At 56.9% G+C, this 15,067-nt stretch carries 9 protein-coding genes; 2 read left to right on the top strand and 7 right to left on the bottom strand.

The genetic code is table 11. The features are described from left to right. Positions 1-115: 115 nt before the first annotated feature. Positions 116-1,033 carry an Rpn family recombination-promoting nuclease/putative transposase gene (locus GJ746_RS04775; protein ID WP_154679163.1) on the top strand — a complete coding sequence of 306 codons (918 nt, stop codon included), beginning with the start codon at positions 116-118 and terminating at the stop codon, positions 1,031-1,033. 58 nt (positions 1,034-1,091) lie between these two features. On the opposite strand, the gene fhuB is transcribed toward GJ746_RS04775, so the two are convergent. The 5 genes from fhuB to mrcB all read right to left on the bottom strand — a co-directional run bounded on the left by fhuB (position 1,092) and on the right by mrcB (position 9,916). Continuing rightward, positions 1,092-3,074 (bottom strand): Fe(3+)-hydroxamate ABC transporter permease FhuB, encoded by a 1,983-nt coding sequence (gene fhuB, locus GJ746_RS04770; protein WP_154679162.1) that lies wholly within the window; start codon positions 3,072-3,074, stop codon positions 1,092-1,094. Further along, complete coding sequence (fhuD, locus tag GJ746_RS04765) at positions 3,071-3,961, bottom strand: Fe(3+)-hydroxamate ABC transporter substrate-binding protein FhuD (RefSeq protein ID WP_154682644.1); 891 nt, start codon at positions 3,959-3,961, stop codon at positions 3,071-3,073. The genes fhuB and fhuD overlap by 4 nt, the downstream gene beginning before the upstream one ends. Beyond that, positions 3,961-4,758, bottom strand: a complete 798-nt coding sequence (gene fhuC, locus GJ746_RS04760; protein WP_154679161.1) for a Fe3+-hydroxamate ABC transporter ATP-binding protein FhuC — start codon at positions 4,756-4,758, stop codon at positions 3,961-3,963. Before fhuC ends, fhuD begins: the two co-directional genes overlap by 1 nt. A gap of 45 nt (positions 4,759-4,803) precedes the next feature. Continuing rightward, on the bottom strand, positions 4,804-7,008 hold the full coding sequence (gene fhuA, locus GJ746_RS04755; RefSeq protein WP_154679160.1) for a ferrichrome porin FhuA: 2,205 nt from the start codon (positions 7,006-7,008) through the stop codon (positions 4,804-4,806). Between the two features lie 352 nt (positions 7,009-7,360). Continuing rightward, entirely contained in the window at positions 7,361-9,916 is a 2,556-nt protein-coding gene (gene mrcB, locus GJ746_RS04750) for a bifunctional glycosyl transferase/transpeptidase (RefSeq protein ID WP_154679159.1), read from the bottom strand. Positions 9,917-10,496: 580 nt separating this feature from the next. On the opposite strand from mrcB, the gene pulS reads away from it, so the two are divergent. Beyond that, a complete protein-coding gene (pulS, locus tag GJ746_RS04745) occupies positions 10,497-10,874 on the top strand; it encodes a GspS family T2SS pilot lipoprotein variant PulS (protein WP_154679158.1) in 378 nt (125 codons plus the stop codon). Positions 10,875-10,903: 29 nt separating this feature from the next. On the opposite strand, the gene gspB is transcribed toward pulS, so the two are convergent. Both gspB and pulA read right to left on the bottom strand, forming a co-directional pair. Further along, positions 10,904-11,422 (bottom strand): type II secretion system assembly factor GspB, encoded by a 519-nt coding sequence (gene gspB / locus GJ746_RS04740; protein WP_154679157.1) that lies wholly within the window; start codon positions 11,420-11,422, stop codon positions 10,904-10,906. 72 nt (positions 11,423-11,494) lie between these two features. Continuing rightward, positions 11,495-14,767 carry a pullulanase-type alpha-1,6-glucosidase gene (gene pulA, locus GJ746_RS04735; RefSeq protein WP_154679156.1) on the bottom strand — a complete coding sequence of 1,091 codons (3,273 nt, stop codon included), beginning with the start codon at positions 14,765-14,767 and terminating at the stop codon, positions 11,495-11,497. Positions 14,768-15,067 lie beyond the last annotated feature (300 nt).

Raw genomic sequence — 15,067 nt, 5'->3', positions numbered from 1 at the left:
CGATCGCTTCGAAAGATTGTCATCATCCCGCCTCGTAGAACCCAAAATCGTCGGCAGACAATGGGCAGGCAAAAGCAGATTCTCAGCGGAAACTCAGCCGCAAGGATCGCTCAGGATGACAACGCCATCTTCTCCCACCCCGCATGATGCTATCTTCAAACAGCTACTGGCGCATACCGATACCGCCAGAGACTTTATCGATATCCATCTTCCGGCAGACCTGCGCTCGCTATGCGATCTCAACACGCTACAGCTGGAATCAGGTAATTTTATTGAGGAAGACCTGCGCGCCTATTATTCCGACGTGCTGTACTCTTTGAAAATCAATAATAAGACGGGCTATATCCACGTGCTTATTGAGCATCAAAGCTCGCCGGACAAACAGATGGCGTTTCGCCTGATGCGCTATGCCGTCGCCGCCATGCAGCGCCACCTGGAAGCGGGAAATACGCATCTCCCGCTGGTCGTTCCCATTCTATTTTATCAGGGCAAAACCTCGCCCTACCCCTTCCCGATGAACTGGTACAACATGTTCGACTCGCCGGAGTGGGCAAAAATAATCTACAACCGCCCTTTTCCGCTGGTCGATATCACGGTGATCCCTGACGACGCGATTATGCAGCACCGGCGTATTGCGATCCTGGAGCTCCTGCAAAAGCATATTCGCCAGCGGGATCTCATGCTGCTGCTGGAGCAATTGGGGATTCTGCTGAACGCGGGATACACTACCGCCGAGCAGCTAAAAGTGTTATTTAGCTATATGGGGCAGCGCGGTCACACCGAAAACCCTAAGGCTTTTTTCAATGGACTGGTAAGTCATATACCGCAGGAGGAGTCAATGGAAACGCTGAACGAATGGCTGGAAAAAAACGGCAAAGAGCTTTTTATTGAATGGGGCCAGGAAAAGGCCCGACTAAAAATTGCCAACCGGATGCTGGAAAACGGCATGGAGCGATCGCTGATTATCCAGCTTACGGAAGTGACAGAAAACGAGTTAGAGCAGTTGCAGAATTCCGCAGTTAGTCCGATCTGAATCCGGGCAAAACAGCTATGACATCGCGACGCCCGCCGGGCATCGCGATGCTGAAAAGCTACCGGCTCTGCTTTCTTAACAGATAGATAAAGTACGGCGCGCCGATAAAGGTCGACAGCAATCCGGCCGGGACCTGGTACGGAAACATCATCATTCTGCCGCACCAGTCGGCGAATACCAGCAGCACCCCACCAATCAGCCCGGAGATCACCATATGCGGCATGGTCCGCCGGAACCCCATCATACGGGCAATATGCGGCGCCATCAGGCCTACAAAGCTCAGCGGTCCAATCGTTAGCGTCGCGGCCGCGGTCAGACATGCCGCCAGCAGCAGTAGCCCAATGCGTGACGGCGTCAGCGCCATCCCGACCGCCCTCGCCGCCTCGCCGCCCAGCGGTAGAATCGTCAGCCAGCGGCGACAAAGCGGGGCCAACGCCAGCAGGATCAGCATTACCACGCCGCTGCGCACCACCAGCTCCGGCGTCGCGCTATAGGTGGAGCCGGAGATCCACGTCAGGATCTGCGCCATTCGCGGATCGCCGCTGGCCTGCAGCATCATCAGCAGCATGGTAAACGCCGTGCTCAGCGCCATTCCCGCCAGCAGCATGCGATGCGGTGAGAACCCGCCGCGTCCGGCGGCAATCAGGATGATCAGCAGCGTCGCCGCGGCCCCAAGGCTGCCGGCTGGCAGCAGCCAGCCAAAGGCATTTCCCGGCACAAAGAACAGCATCACCACCACACCAAACGCCGCACCTGAGCTGATGCCGAGCACTTCCGGGCTGGCCATCGGGTTGCCGGTTAACCGTTGAATAATGCAGCCTGCCACCGCCAGCATCATACCGGCGAACAGCGCCGCCAGAATGCGCGGCCAGCGCCAGGGCATCAGTTGCTCAAGTAGCGTACCGCTGGCCCAGTGCCAACCCTGCGCATCGCGGCCGAAAGCCAGCGCAGCGACAATAGCCAGCAGCAGCATCGCCAGCCCGCCCAGCGCGAACCACAGCACATGTTGCCGTTCCGCCAGAATCTTATCGCCGCCGTGCATCACCGGCGCGCTAATACTGCGCAGACGCGGCAGCAGCCAGAGCAGCAGCGGCGCGCCAATCAGCGCGGTCACCGAACCGGTGGAGATTTCCATCCACACCCGGGCCAGCCAGAGGATAACCTGATCGGAGAGCCACAGCAGCAGCGCGCCAATCAGCGACGCCAGCAGCAGGCGCGATAACAAGCGGCGAGCGCCCAGCATCTTCGCCAGCAGCGGCGCGAACAGGCCGATAAAACCAATAATCCCCACCGCATTCACCAGCAAGGCGCTAATGACAATCGCCAGGGTCAACGCGCCCAGCCGCGCCAGCGAGAGCGCCAGCCCGAGGTTGCGCGCCACGCCGTCGTCCAGCCCCATCAGGGTCAGCGGACGCAGCAGCAGCAGCGTTAAAATGGCTCCGCCCAGCAGCTGCGGCCACAGTCGCTGCGCCACGCTCCAGTCGGTCTGGGTCAGGGTTCCGGTACTCCACAGGAACATACTTTGCAGCTGATCGTGATGGAAGATCGCCATCAGTTGATTAAGCGCCCCGCAGTACAGGCTTACCACCAGCCCAGCCAGAATCAACGTCACCGGCGAGAGGCGTTTACCCCAGGAGACGCCAAATACCAGCGCGCCGACAAGACAGGCCCCGGCCAGCGCGGCGAACTGCGACGCCAGCACGCCAGGGATCGCCCACAGCGTGGTGACCGTCATGCCTAACTGCGCTCCAGTCGCCACGCCTAGCGTCGTCGGCTCCGCCAGCGGGTTACGCAGCACCTGCTGGAACAGCACGCCCACCAGCCCCAATCCGGCGCCGACCAGCAGCGATATCGCCAGCCGCGGTAACAGACTGTAGTGGAACAGCATCTGGGCGATATTATCGATATTCGGCTGCCACAGCGCCTGCCCCCACTCGCTGCGCGGCAGCGCCACGTTGAGGTTGATAAGCGTCAGCGCAAAAGCGGCGAAAAAGAGAATCAGCAGCAATGAGGCCGCCAAAGGAGATATTCGCGATCTCACGCCGTACCTCCCTGAGCGTCGGCCAGCACGCGGGCAAAATGCATCGCCGATAGCGTCGCGCCATAGAACCACACCGCCGGCACGCGCTGAAAACGCCCCTCGCGAACAAACGGCATCGCTTGCCACAGCGGCGTCGCCATGAGCTGAGCCATCTCCCGCGCATTGCCGTGGTCGAAGCAGATCACGTCGGCGTCTTTATATGCCGCCAGTCGGTCGATGCCAACGGTGACGCTGCCCCAGAAGGTAGTTTCCCCCTGCCAGGCATTGTTGATGGTAAAGCGGTCGAGTACTTCCTGGAACAGGCTGTTTTGCGCAAAAACCAGCACGTGGCGGGTATCAAGCAGAGTAATCATCAGCAGCGGTCGATCGCCGCGGTGGGCAAAACGCGGGCGCAGGATCTCCATCAGCGCGTCAAACTCCGTCAGATGGCGCTTCGCTTCCTGCTGCCTGCCGATCAGCTCAGCCATTTCGTTAAGCGACTGCTGGGCCATCATCAGCGGACGCTTACCGTCGCTAAAAGTGAATCCTCGCCCGGGCGCAATGCGCGCCAGCTTTTCAGCCGACGGGCCGTATCCCGCCGACCAGACAAGAAATGACGGCTTCATCTGCGTCAGCAGCTCCAGATTGGGCTCGGTGCGCAGACCGACATCAATCACCGAATCAGGTAGCGCCGGTTCATTAACCCACAGCCTGTAGTTAGGAATATCGGCCACGCCGTAGGGCGTGACGCCCAGCGCCAGCAGCAGCTCTACCGGCAGCCATTCGAGAGCGACAATACGCTGCGGATCAACTTCCGCCGCCCGCACGCCGCGCGTATGCCACAGCAGCGGCGACAGCGCCATCGCGGCCAGCAGGCGCCGCCGCGTGATTAACGTGAGGTTTTCCATCAATAGACAAAACTTACCGGCGCTGCGCCAGCCGGATGCGGCAGGATCCCCATCGGGATGCCGTAAATTTGTTCCAGGGTTTCGCTGCGCATCAGCTCCGCGGGCGTTCCCTGAGCGATCATTTCACCGCCGCGCAACGCAACCAGATAGTCGCAGTAGCGGGCAGCCATATTAATATCGTGCAGGACGGCAATTACCGTCAGCCCACGCTGCTGGCTGAGGCGATGCACCAGCGCCAGCACATCCACCTGGTGGGCGATATCCAGCGCCGAGGTCGGTTCATCAAGCAGCAGGCAGCGGCTATCCTGGGCTACCAGCATGGCAATCCACGCGCGCTGGCGTTCACCGCCGGAGAGGCTGTCCACCAGCCGGTGGGCCAGCGGTTTTAGCCCGACCAGCGCAATTGCCTCTTCCACTTTCTCCCGATCCGCCGCGCCAAAACGCCCCAGCGCCCCGTGCCACGGGTAGCGGCCGATAGCCACCAGTTCGCGCACCGTCATGCCCTCTGCCGGCGGCAGCTGCTGCGGCAGGTAGGCGACTTTGCGGGCAAACGCTTTGCTGCCCCAGCTGTCGAGCGGCTGACCGTCGAGTAACACATCCCCTTCCGAGGGCGGCTGATGGCGGCCCAGCATTTTCAGCAGCGTTGATTTACCAGAGCCGTTATGGCCAATCAGGCCAGTCACTTTTCCCGCCGGGAAGGTTAATGAGAGAGGATGCAGCAGCGTACGGCCGGGCACGCGAAAGGTCACGCGGTCCAGCGAAAACGTCGTGTCGGAGTGCGGAGTGTTTTCCTGCATAACGGAACCCGGTCAGAGGCGCGGCGAACCGCGCCCGTTAAGTGGTTAGAAACGGAAAGTCGCGGTCGCCACAACCTGGCGCTCAGCGCCCCAGTAGCATGCGTATTCGCTGTAGCAGCTGGAAACGTATTCGCGATCGAACAGATTGTTGACGTTGACCCCGATCGACGATCCAGGCAGCCCAAAGCGCGCTAAATCATATTTCACGGTAGCATCCATTAACGCATAGCCTGCGACGTTGAAGGAGTCGTCTTTTTTCCCCGTCGAAGTATCGTTTTTGTAATAGCTGACCGTTGAACCAACATAGCGCGCACCGGCCCCCACCGTCAGGCCGCTAAGCGCGGTTTCGTGGAAGGTGTAATCTGCCCACAGCGAGGCCATATTGCGCGGGACTTCCGCCGGACGCTTACCGTTAAAGGTGGTGTCGTGCTGGTACTCAGCATCGGTGTAGGTATAAGAAGCCGTCACGTTGATATTGGCGTTAACCGCCGCTTTCGCCTCCAGCTCAATACCGCGAGAGCGGATCTCGCCGGTCTGGATACTGAATGAGGAATTATTAGGATCCGCCGTCAGATTTTTATCTTTAGTCAGCTGGTATACCGCAGCAGTCAGCACCACCGGCATATCCTTCGGTACGTACTTCACGCCGGCTTCATACTGCTCGCCGTGGGAAGCATCGAAGGGTTTTCCGTCCAGCGACGATCCGGAAACCGGCTCAAAAGACTGGCTATAGCTGAAGTATGGCGAGATACCGTTATCAAACAGATAGTTAATGCCGCCGCGCCAGGTGAACTGCTGATCGTGATTTTTGGCGAGAGTATTCGCAGGGCGCGTCAGGGTTGAAGCCATCGCATAATCATAGCGGCCTCCCAGCGTCATCACCCACTTATCCCACTCCATCTGATCCTGCGCATACAGGCCGGTCTGCTCCATACGGTTCAGCACTGAATAGGGGAAGTAAACGCTCACGTTTGGATTGCCATACTGCGGGTTCTGCATGTCAATCGCGGAAGCCGTCCCATAATCCGCGTTAACATCGTTGCGCATGCGCGAATAATCGACGCCGGTTAACAGGGTATGCCCTACCGCGCCGGTAGCGAAATCAGACTGCAGCTGGGTATCAACGGTAAACGTATTGAGGTTCTCATCAGAGCGAACATAGGCACGGTTGATTTTTCCCGGGGCAGAATAACCGTTGCCGTAGACCGAGCGATACAGGGTATGAACGTCGGCGTAACGCAGGTTCTGACGCACGGTAAAAGTGTCATCAAACTGATGCGAGAAGCTGTAGCCAACCATCTGCTGACGGCGGGCCATCTTGTTATTCGATTCACCCTCGTTGAAGTCAGTCGGCAGCTTATGCGCCTTGCCGTTGGCGTCGTAATACGGCACCACCGTCCCTTCACGCGGCAGCCAGCCGTAATATCCGGCATTCGGATCGCTCTGGAAATTGCTCAGGAAAGTGAAGTCCGTTTTGTCATCCGGACGCCAGCTGAAGGATGGTGCGACCGCGTAACGGGTAGACTTCGCCATTTGCTGCTGGGAGTCCTGGCTGCGGCCTAAACCGGTGAGGCGATAGGACCACACGCCGTCATCATCAATGGCATCGCTGAAATCAAATCCCGTCTGCCACAGGTTATCTGTACCCATTTTAAACTGAATTTCTTTCAGCGGTTCAGCGGTCGGACGCTTGCTGACCATACTGACGATACCGCCAGGGTTGCTGTTGCCGTACAGCACCGACGTTGGCCCGCGCATCACTTCCACACGTTCGAGGAAATAAGGGTCCATCGATACTTCGGAATAGTTGTTGCCCTGCAGCTTCATCCCATCCAGATACTGGTTGGTATTCACCGTCGTTGACGTGGTGAAACCACGAATAGTCACTACATCATAGGTGGTTGAGCTGCCGCGGGTAGAGAAGACGCCTGGCGTATAGGACAACGCTTCTTTGACCGTCGTCGGCTGCTTCATCTCCATTTCCTGGCGGGTTACCACGGAAATAGACTGCGGCGTTTTTTCGATGGGTGTATCAGTTTTTGTGGCAGTAGCCGAATGCTTCGCCGCAACGGTCGCCGCCGGTCCCCACGCGCTTTCCTGCGGTGCCGGAGCGGCGGTTACGGTGATGGTTTCTTCTTTCGGTTCAACTGCCGCCTGTGCATAAACAGACATGCCGCTAACCGCCGTGGCTACTACCGCTGCGATTTTACGCAGCGAGTGATTTGGCTGAGCAGTTTTTGGACGCGCCATGGGTATATCTCTGATAGAAGTGAATGATAACGTAAACGAGAATTATTATTATAACGGTCGACATAATAGGCGAAACGCGGAATATATGGCAAGAAATATGCCCCTGATTACGTGTCAAAGGCTGAATAAATAACCAGACGGTAATTGTGGAGTTAAACTGCTGTTAAGTTTTTTACAGATATAAATAAGCCCTCTAATACTGAGGTATTAGAGGGCTTATTTATAATCCGCAAAATCATTCAAGCCGCATCGAGGCGGCAAGAGAAGAAATCCCCAGGAACATAGATAACTATGTGACTGGGGTTTCTGAACGCAGCCAACAAAGAGGCGGCTTAAAGGATGAAGCGGAGAATTAGTTACCGCCGAACATATCCTTAATCCAGCCCGCTACGCCATCGCTCTTCTCCTGCTTCGGCGGTTGCTGCTGCTGATTCTGCTGCGGCTGCTGCTGCCCGGATTGATTGAACGGATTATTCGCCTGCTGCTGCTGAAGCTGCTGCTGTTGAATTTGCTCGCCCTGACGACACAGCGCGTCCGGCGAGGTCGTCCATACCGGAAGCGAGCGCATTCCGCCGCTGCAGACAAAGTTACCGCTGCCATCGACGCCCATATCCACCACATCTTCCGGTGCGGTCAGCACCAACGGCGTTGGCGTCTGGTTAGCCAGGTAGCGCTGATAGATCGACATCGCTCCGCTGGCGCCGTACAGCTTAGTCGGCTGGTTATTATCACGGCCCACCCAGGTAATAGTCACCTGACCGCCGTCAATGCCGGCAAACCAGGTATCAACGTTGTTGTTGGTAGTCCCGGTTTTACCCGCCAGATGCAGACCCGGATACTTCGCGCCCAGCTGACGGCCGGTACCGCGCTGTACCACCTGCTGCATGGTCCATAGCGTCATATAAGCCGCCTGGGCCGGAACCGCGCGTTCCGCCTGCGGATAGCTCTGATACAGCACCGTACCATCTTCAGCAATAACGGAACGCAGCGCTGACAGCGGCGCGCGGTTCCCTCCGCTGGCAATGGTCTGGAACGCCTGCGCCACTTCAATCGGCGTCAGGTTCAGCGCACCCAGCAGCATAGACGGAACCGCATTTAGCTGATTCTTCGGCGCGCCCAGCTTCGTCCAGGTATCGACTACCGCCGGCAGGCCCAGCGCCATTCCGAGGTTCACCGTCGGCACGTTCATTGAACGCGTCAGCGCGTCAACCAGCATCACCTTTCCGCTCTCGCTATAGCGACGATCGTCGTTCTGCGGCGACCAGGTCTGGCCGTTGGACAGGCGAATCGAAATTGGCGCATCGGCAATCCAGGTATTGAGTCGATACAGATTCGGCTGACTGAGCGCGGTCAGATAGGTCGCCGGTTTTGCCAGTGAACCAATCGAGCGGCGCGCCTGCATCGCACGGTTATAGCCGGCAAACTGCGGCTCCGCCCCGCCGACCATCGCCCGCACCTCGCCGGTAAAGCGGTCGACCACCACCATTGCGGTTTCCAGATCCGGCAGCTTACGCTGTTTCTTCAGCGCCGGAATACCCTCTATCGCCGCTTTTTCCGCCGCGTCCTGCGCGACAGAGTCGAAGGTGGTAAAGATCTTCACGCCGGAGAGATCTTTCACTTTGTCGCCCATCTTCGCCTGCAGCTCCTGGCGCACCATCTGCATAAACGCAGGCTGCGGAGAGATGACCCCGCCGCGCGGCTGTACGCCCAGCGGACGGGCGCTCAGCATGTCATACAGCTCCTGATCGATAACCTGCTGCTGCTGCAGAAGACGCAGCACGAGGTTGCGTCGCTCCAGCGCCAGCTTCGGGTTACGCCACGGGTTGTAAACCGACGCGCCTTTTACCATCCCCACCAGCAGCGCCTGTTGATCGAGGCTCAGCTCTTCTACCGGGCGACCAAAGTAATAGAGGCTCGCCAGCGGGAAGCCGCGGATCTCGTTATCGCCGCTCTGACCGAGGTACACTTCGTTCATATACAGCTCAAGGATACGATCCTTGCTGTAGCGGGCATCAACGATTAGCGCCATATAGGCTTCATTAATCTTACGCCAGTACGAACGTTCGCTGGAGAGGAACAGGTTCTTCACCAGCTGCTGGGTCAACGTACTCGCCCCCTGCACCGTCCGACCGGCGGTCAGGTTAGCCAGCACCGCGCGACCAATCGAGTAAAGGCTGATCCCGTCATGCTCGTAGAAATGACGGTCTTCGGTCGCCAGCAGCGTATCGACCAGCAGATCCGGGAAGCCGTTGCGCTTAACAAACAGACGCTGTTCGCCGTTGGCCGATTGCAGCATGGTGATCAGGCGCGGATCGAGGCGGAAGAAACCGAACTGGCGGTTGTTATCCATATTCTCGATAGTGTCCAGACGGTCGCCATCAAAGCTCAGGCGCGCGCGCACCTGCCCTTCTTTACTGTCCGGGAAATCGAACGGTCGGCGGATCATCTCGATACTGTTAGCCTGTACCGTGTATTCACCCGGGCGCGTCATCGCGCTCACCTGGCGATACTGGGTTGCATTAAGCAGGCGCACCATTTCGTTTTTGCTGATCTGCATATCCGGCTCAAGGTTGACCATCCGGCCATATACCGCGGCGGGCAGATCCCAGACTTTACCGTCAATGCGGCTGCGGATTTTCTGATCGAGGTAGACGCCGTAGGCGGCAATCAGTACCGCGCAGACGATGCCAATTTTAATCAGCAGCCACAGCCAGGTGCGTTTACGACGAGGGGGCTTACCGCCTTTGCCTTTTCCTTTCCTCGGCATCGGTCTTTCATCCTCATAGTCATCATCATCGTAATCGTCGTCGTAGTCCTCTTCCCGAACCCGACGGCGAGTTACCTTTTGTTTTGCCGGGCGTGAGGGTCTCCCCTTACGTCCGATCGGCTCGCGGTCATCTCCCGCCATGCTTTTTCTCCGCAACTTACAGGCGTAATAGCCTGATTCTCAATGTTTCCCCGCGCTGGGGAAAGAAGAAATCTCTCAAACTGGCGCTGGAAGGAGTGGATTTCCAGACGACCAGCGATAAATCGTGCGACGCGCTACTATGTCGCTCGCAAGATTGTCACTTTAAAAATTCGCTTTTAAAATCATATCATTACGCATTTCATTAACCGAACTGTTCGGAACATAGCACTTTATGTTCAGGCGATACAGGATAGCACTAAACCGCGACATTCTTAACCAGCATTTTACATGCGCCGGAGGTAACAAATGGGAATTTATTATGTTTTTTAATAACATAAAAATGTACATCTCAATCAGCCGTCACGGCTACGCGCCGCCGTCAGAAACCAAAATATTAACAACAGGGAATATTATTTTGTCCATGAGACAGAAATTTCTCAAATGAAAGAAAAAGGAATTTAAAAGACTGTAATGATAAAAACGCGAGCCGCTTAACATTTATAATCTGACAGATTTTATGATGACTGCAGAAAAATATTTGTTAAACTATCGGCCAATTAATTTTTCAGATTAATATATTATGCGCAACTTTATTATATTTCCGCTTATAGCCGTCGCCCTGCTCTCCGGCTGCCAGCAAAATCGTTCCACAACGCTAAGTCCCGCCGTTAGCGGTCAGGCCCAGCTTGAGCAGCTCGCCTCCGTTGCCGCCGGAGCGCGCTATCTGAAGAATAAATGCAACCGCAGCGATCTTCCCGCCGATGATGTCATTAACCGCGCGGTAATAAATGTAGGTAAAAAACGTGGATGGGAAAATATTGATGGAAATATGCTAAGCCAGCGCAGCACCCAGCTATATCAACAGCTCCAGCAGGATAGTACGCCGGAAGCGACAAAATGCAGTCAGTTTAATCGCCAGCTGGCGCCATTTATTGATAGTCTGCGCGGCAATAAATAGCGATTATTTTAATCGCGGTTGCGCTATTTTTATTCTCCCTGTGGACTCTCCTCAATGGTCCCGCCCGGCCAGTCATCCAGCGCCGCGAGGGTAAACGTTTTACCGTTAAAACTAAATACGGTGAGGTCCTGTTGAATCTGCTCGATAACCAGGTTCGGCAACGGCGAATCGCCCTCCTTCCATGATTGTCCGTTCAATACAATGCTGCGCTTCTCCGCCAGCGAAGCGTAGACATGCGCGCTGTAGCGCAGAGGCGGCAGCTTATCCTCATCGACCTCAATTGCCGCTTCAGCCAGAGTTTCTGGCTCGGCTTTAACCGGCTTGACGGCAGTTTTGACCGCCGGTTGATTTAGCGGTACTAGCACCGCCTGGGCTACCGGCGGCAAATTCGGCTGAGGTTTATTCCGCCACTGCTCGCCACTAAACCAGCCGAGCGCAATCAGCAGCGCGGCGTACAGCGGTACGGCCACATAGGGGATCTGTACCACTTTCCCGGAAATAGCCGGTACTTCAGGTTGAGGAAACGGCTCCTGCTGGCGAACAAGCACTGGCTTTCTCCTTAATAAAGAAAGGTAATCCCGGCCTGCGGTTTACACACCGCCGGCCGGGAGGTACAGGTCTTACTTACTGCTTACCGGCAGGCCAGCGCCCTGGGCTTCGCCCTGCGGCACTTCCAGCACCGCAACGGACCAGGCCGGCAGCGTGACGGTACCGTCGGCGGCAATCTGTACGCCGTTTGCCAGCGAGTTTTCGCCCGCCGCCTGCTGGATAGCGCTCAGCTGCAGCGTTTCACCGGCAAAGTCACTCAGCGTACGGCTTTCCGGCGCGGCGTTGATCGCCACCACCAGGCCGTCAAGGCGGCTATCCAGGCTAGCGCCCGCTTTCACCCCGTCATCGACGGTCATAATCAGCAGACCTGCCTGCTGATCTGCGCCAGTATTGCGGAAATCCACGCGCTTCATTACCGCGCTACCGTCGCCTAAGGTGAACAGCGGAGAAGATTTCCGCAGTTCGGTCAGCTCCTGATAGAACGCGGTCATCTGCTTCAGTTCAGCTTCACCCGGCGTGGCAACCATATCTTTAACGCGGGAAATCACCTCATAGTTGCTGCCGTCATCGCTGATGCGCGGCATCCCGACGTTGTAGTTGTTATCCTGCAGGGAGTAATCAACGCGGTTGAACCAGTCGCCGGAGTCGTAGGAGTCGCGGGTAAAGGATTTCGAACGCAGCAGCTCAGAGCCCTGCTGGTCAAAAGCGATACCTTGTCCCAGCATCACCGTCGCCAGCGACACCGCCTGCATGCGGACGCGGGTCGCCAGGTCGGCCTCCTGGGACGCTTTATAGCTGATCATGTCCCACAGGGTCTGGTTGTCGTGCTTCGAAACATAGTTGACGACTTCCGTCGGGTCTGCGGCATAGCCGCCAGGCGCGCCGTTATAGTCAATCTCGCTGCCTTTCTTCACCGCGCCGTCCTTGTCGATCATCACAAAGTCGGCAAGGTTACCGGCCATCCCCAGGCGGGTCAGGTCGGCCAGGTGGCGGACCTGGTCATCACTCAGGCTGGTAATTTCGTTTGCTAATACGCCTGCGCCGCTGCCGACGCCCTGGTTCTGCCGCAGCGCATCGCCGGAGTCGAACGGCCCGCCGCCGCGCACCGAATCGCGCAGACGATCGGAAAACGTCCCGATACCGGTGCCTTTCAGGTTGAGCTGCGAAGCGATTTCAAAGCGATCGCTCTGATTAGAATCCCAGCCTTCACCGAAGAAGTAGATATCCGGATTCAGGGCCTTAATGCGATCCCACGCAGAGAGAATTTGCGCCTTCGGATGGTAGCCCATCAGATCGAAGCGGAAGCCATCGATCTTATAATCGGTGGTCCACACCGCCAGCGAGTCGGCGATAAGCCTGGCGAACATCCGATGCTCCGGCGCGGAGTCGGAACAGCAGGTAGCGGATTCAACGCTGCCGGTGGTTTCATTCAAGCGCTGATAGTACCAGGGCACTATCTTATCCAGCACCGAGGTGCGGTCGGTTGGCCCGGCGGCGTTGGTGTGGTTGTACACCACGTCCATAATAACGTTCATCCCCAGATCCTGCTTGATCGTCTGAATCATGGTGCGGAACTCTTTGATACGTGTCGTTCCTTCCGGATCGGTCGCGTAGGAACCTTCCGGAACCGTATAGTGGAACGGATCGTAACCCCAGTTGTAGGAGTCGGTCTGCGCCACCAGCGTATTCAGCGCCTGAACCTGCGGGTTATCCTGGCTATCGCTCTGCTTAAGCTGATTTAACACCTCTTCCACCGTGGAACCGCTGTCGCAGTATCCGGCGAACTCGCTGCTTTTCACCGCGCTGTTTACTTCACATAAGCGGCTGAACGGTTGCTGAATATCGGCGACTTTATCGGTGAACTCGTTCACCGTCGCCAGATCGAACACCGGCAGCAGTTCAATATGCGTCACGCCTGAAGCCGAGAGCTTCTTCAGATGCTGCACCATATTGCTGTCACCGGCGGTCAGCGCAAGGTATTTACCGCGCAGTTCGGCCGGAACGGTCTGGTCCCAGGCGGAGAGATCGCGAATATGCGATTCATGAATCGTCATCTTCGCTAAATCCGCTTTCGTCTTCTGGGCATGCGGCATCGTCAGGCTATCCCAGCCGTCAGGCTTGAGCGCGCTGTCGTTGAGATCGACGACCTGGCTGTATTCCGAGTTGGTCGACAGGCTATGCGCATACGGGTCGGTGACTTCATACTGTTCCACCTTGCGCGACTGCGGATGATAAACCGTCATCGCATAGCGGTAGAATGCGCCTTTCAGATCGCTGCCGCCCTGCCAGGACCACGCGCCGGATGCGCTATCGCGGGTCATCGGATGGCTGCCTATCACTTTCTTGTCCGCGCTGTACAGCACCACATCCACCTGCTGAGCGGTCGGTGCCCAGACGCGGAAGGTGACGCCGCCGTCGATCGGCTGCGCGCCGTAATTCAGGGCTTCCGCCGCTTCGGCATAGGTGTCGTCGAGTACGCCAGCCGTCTGCACCTGAGTGGCGGAGATCAGGATCCCGTCCTCTTCGGCGGCAATGGTGACCGTTTCGCCCTGCAGCAGTTCATCAACGTTAGCGTTGTCCGGCAGCTTAAAGGCAGCATAGCTGGAAAGGTGCGGAAAGCGCATGCTGACCTGCTGGCTAACGGTGGTCGGCGTGAGCTTCAGATAGCGGTCGGTGAATTTACCTTCGCTGTCGGCCGCCACTTTACTGCTGTGGCTATAGTAGAGGCGGACGATGGGTTTATCCTGCCCGCCCGGCCACAGCAGCGTGTTTTTATCGACCCAGTGGGCTTCGGCCAGCGCCACGCCGAAAGCGGCGCGGAAAGCATCGGCGCGGGAGTCATAGACCGCGCTGTTACCGGCGATAACCGATACTGTCCTGTCGCTAAAATCGCTAAACGATACCTTCAGGTCGCTGTCGATCAGCTTATCAGTGCCGTCGCGGACAATGACGTTGATACAACCGTTTTCTTTGTTGAGTGGAACCACCCAGTACGGGCCATATTTATCGCTGCCCGTCGGCGTAGTGCTGACATCGCTCCAGTCAGCTACCGGCGAGCTCAGCGCGTCGCAGGTTTCGTTATTCCACAGATAGAGGTTTTTGCTGCTGTAGTCCGCCGCATCGCTACTGGTGATTCCGGCAATATCCACCAGATGGATAACCGCCTGGTTTGCTACCGCCGTGACCGCTTCGCCGGGCACCGCAACGTCAGGTAAACGTACAACGACATCCTGGTTATCAGGCGTGTCGGGATTTCCAGAGGAAGAAGAAGAGGATCCGTTATCGCAGCCGCTAAGCAAAACCAGCGATCCCAGAACCAGGGCATTACGGGTATATCTGAGCATTCGATAGTCCCTTTAATACCCGTCATACTTCAAGTTGCTACCTTCCTGCAACTCGAATTATTTAGGGTATATGCTGATTAATTATATGAAGTGATCTATGCACGAAATTATTCAGAGCGCCTTACAGCACCATGAAAAAAATAACAGGCATATCTTTAAAGCGTCGATAATTAGATATTCTTGCTCTCTTCGGTTCAATCATCCATTCACTCATCCTCTGGGGGCGTAGGCGGCCGGGGGAGAAAAAAGAAAAAGGGAATGACGACCGCAATAGCGAAACTCATTATGATTCGCAGCGAC

The organism is Klebsiella oxytoca, from assembly GCF_009707385.1.
Lineage (GTDB): Bacteria > Pseudomonadota > Gammaproteobacteria > Enterobacterales > Enterobacteriaceae > Klebsiella > Klebsiella oxytoca_C.
This window is presented reverse-complemented; position numbering and strand designations above follow the sequence as displayed.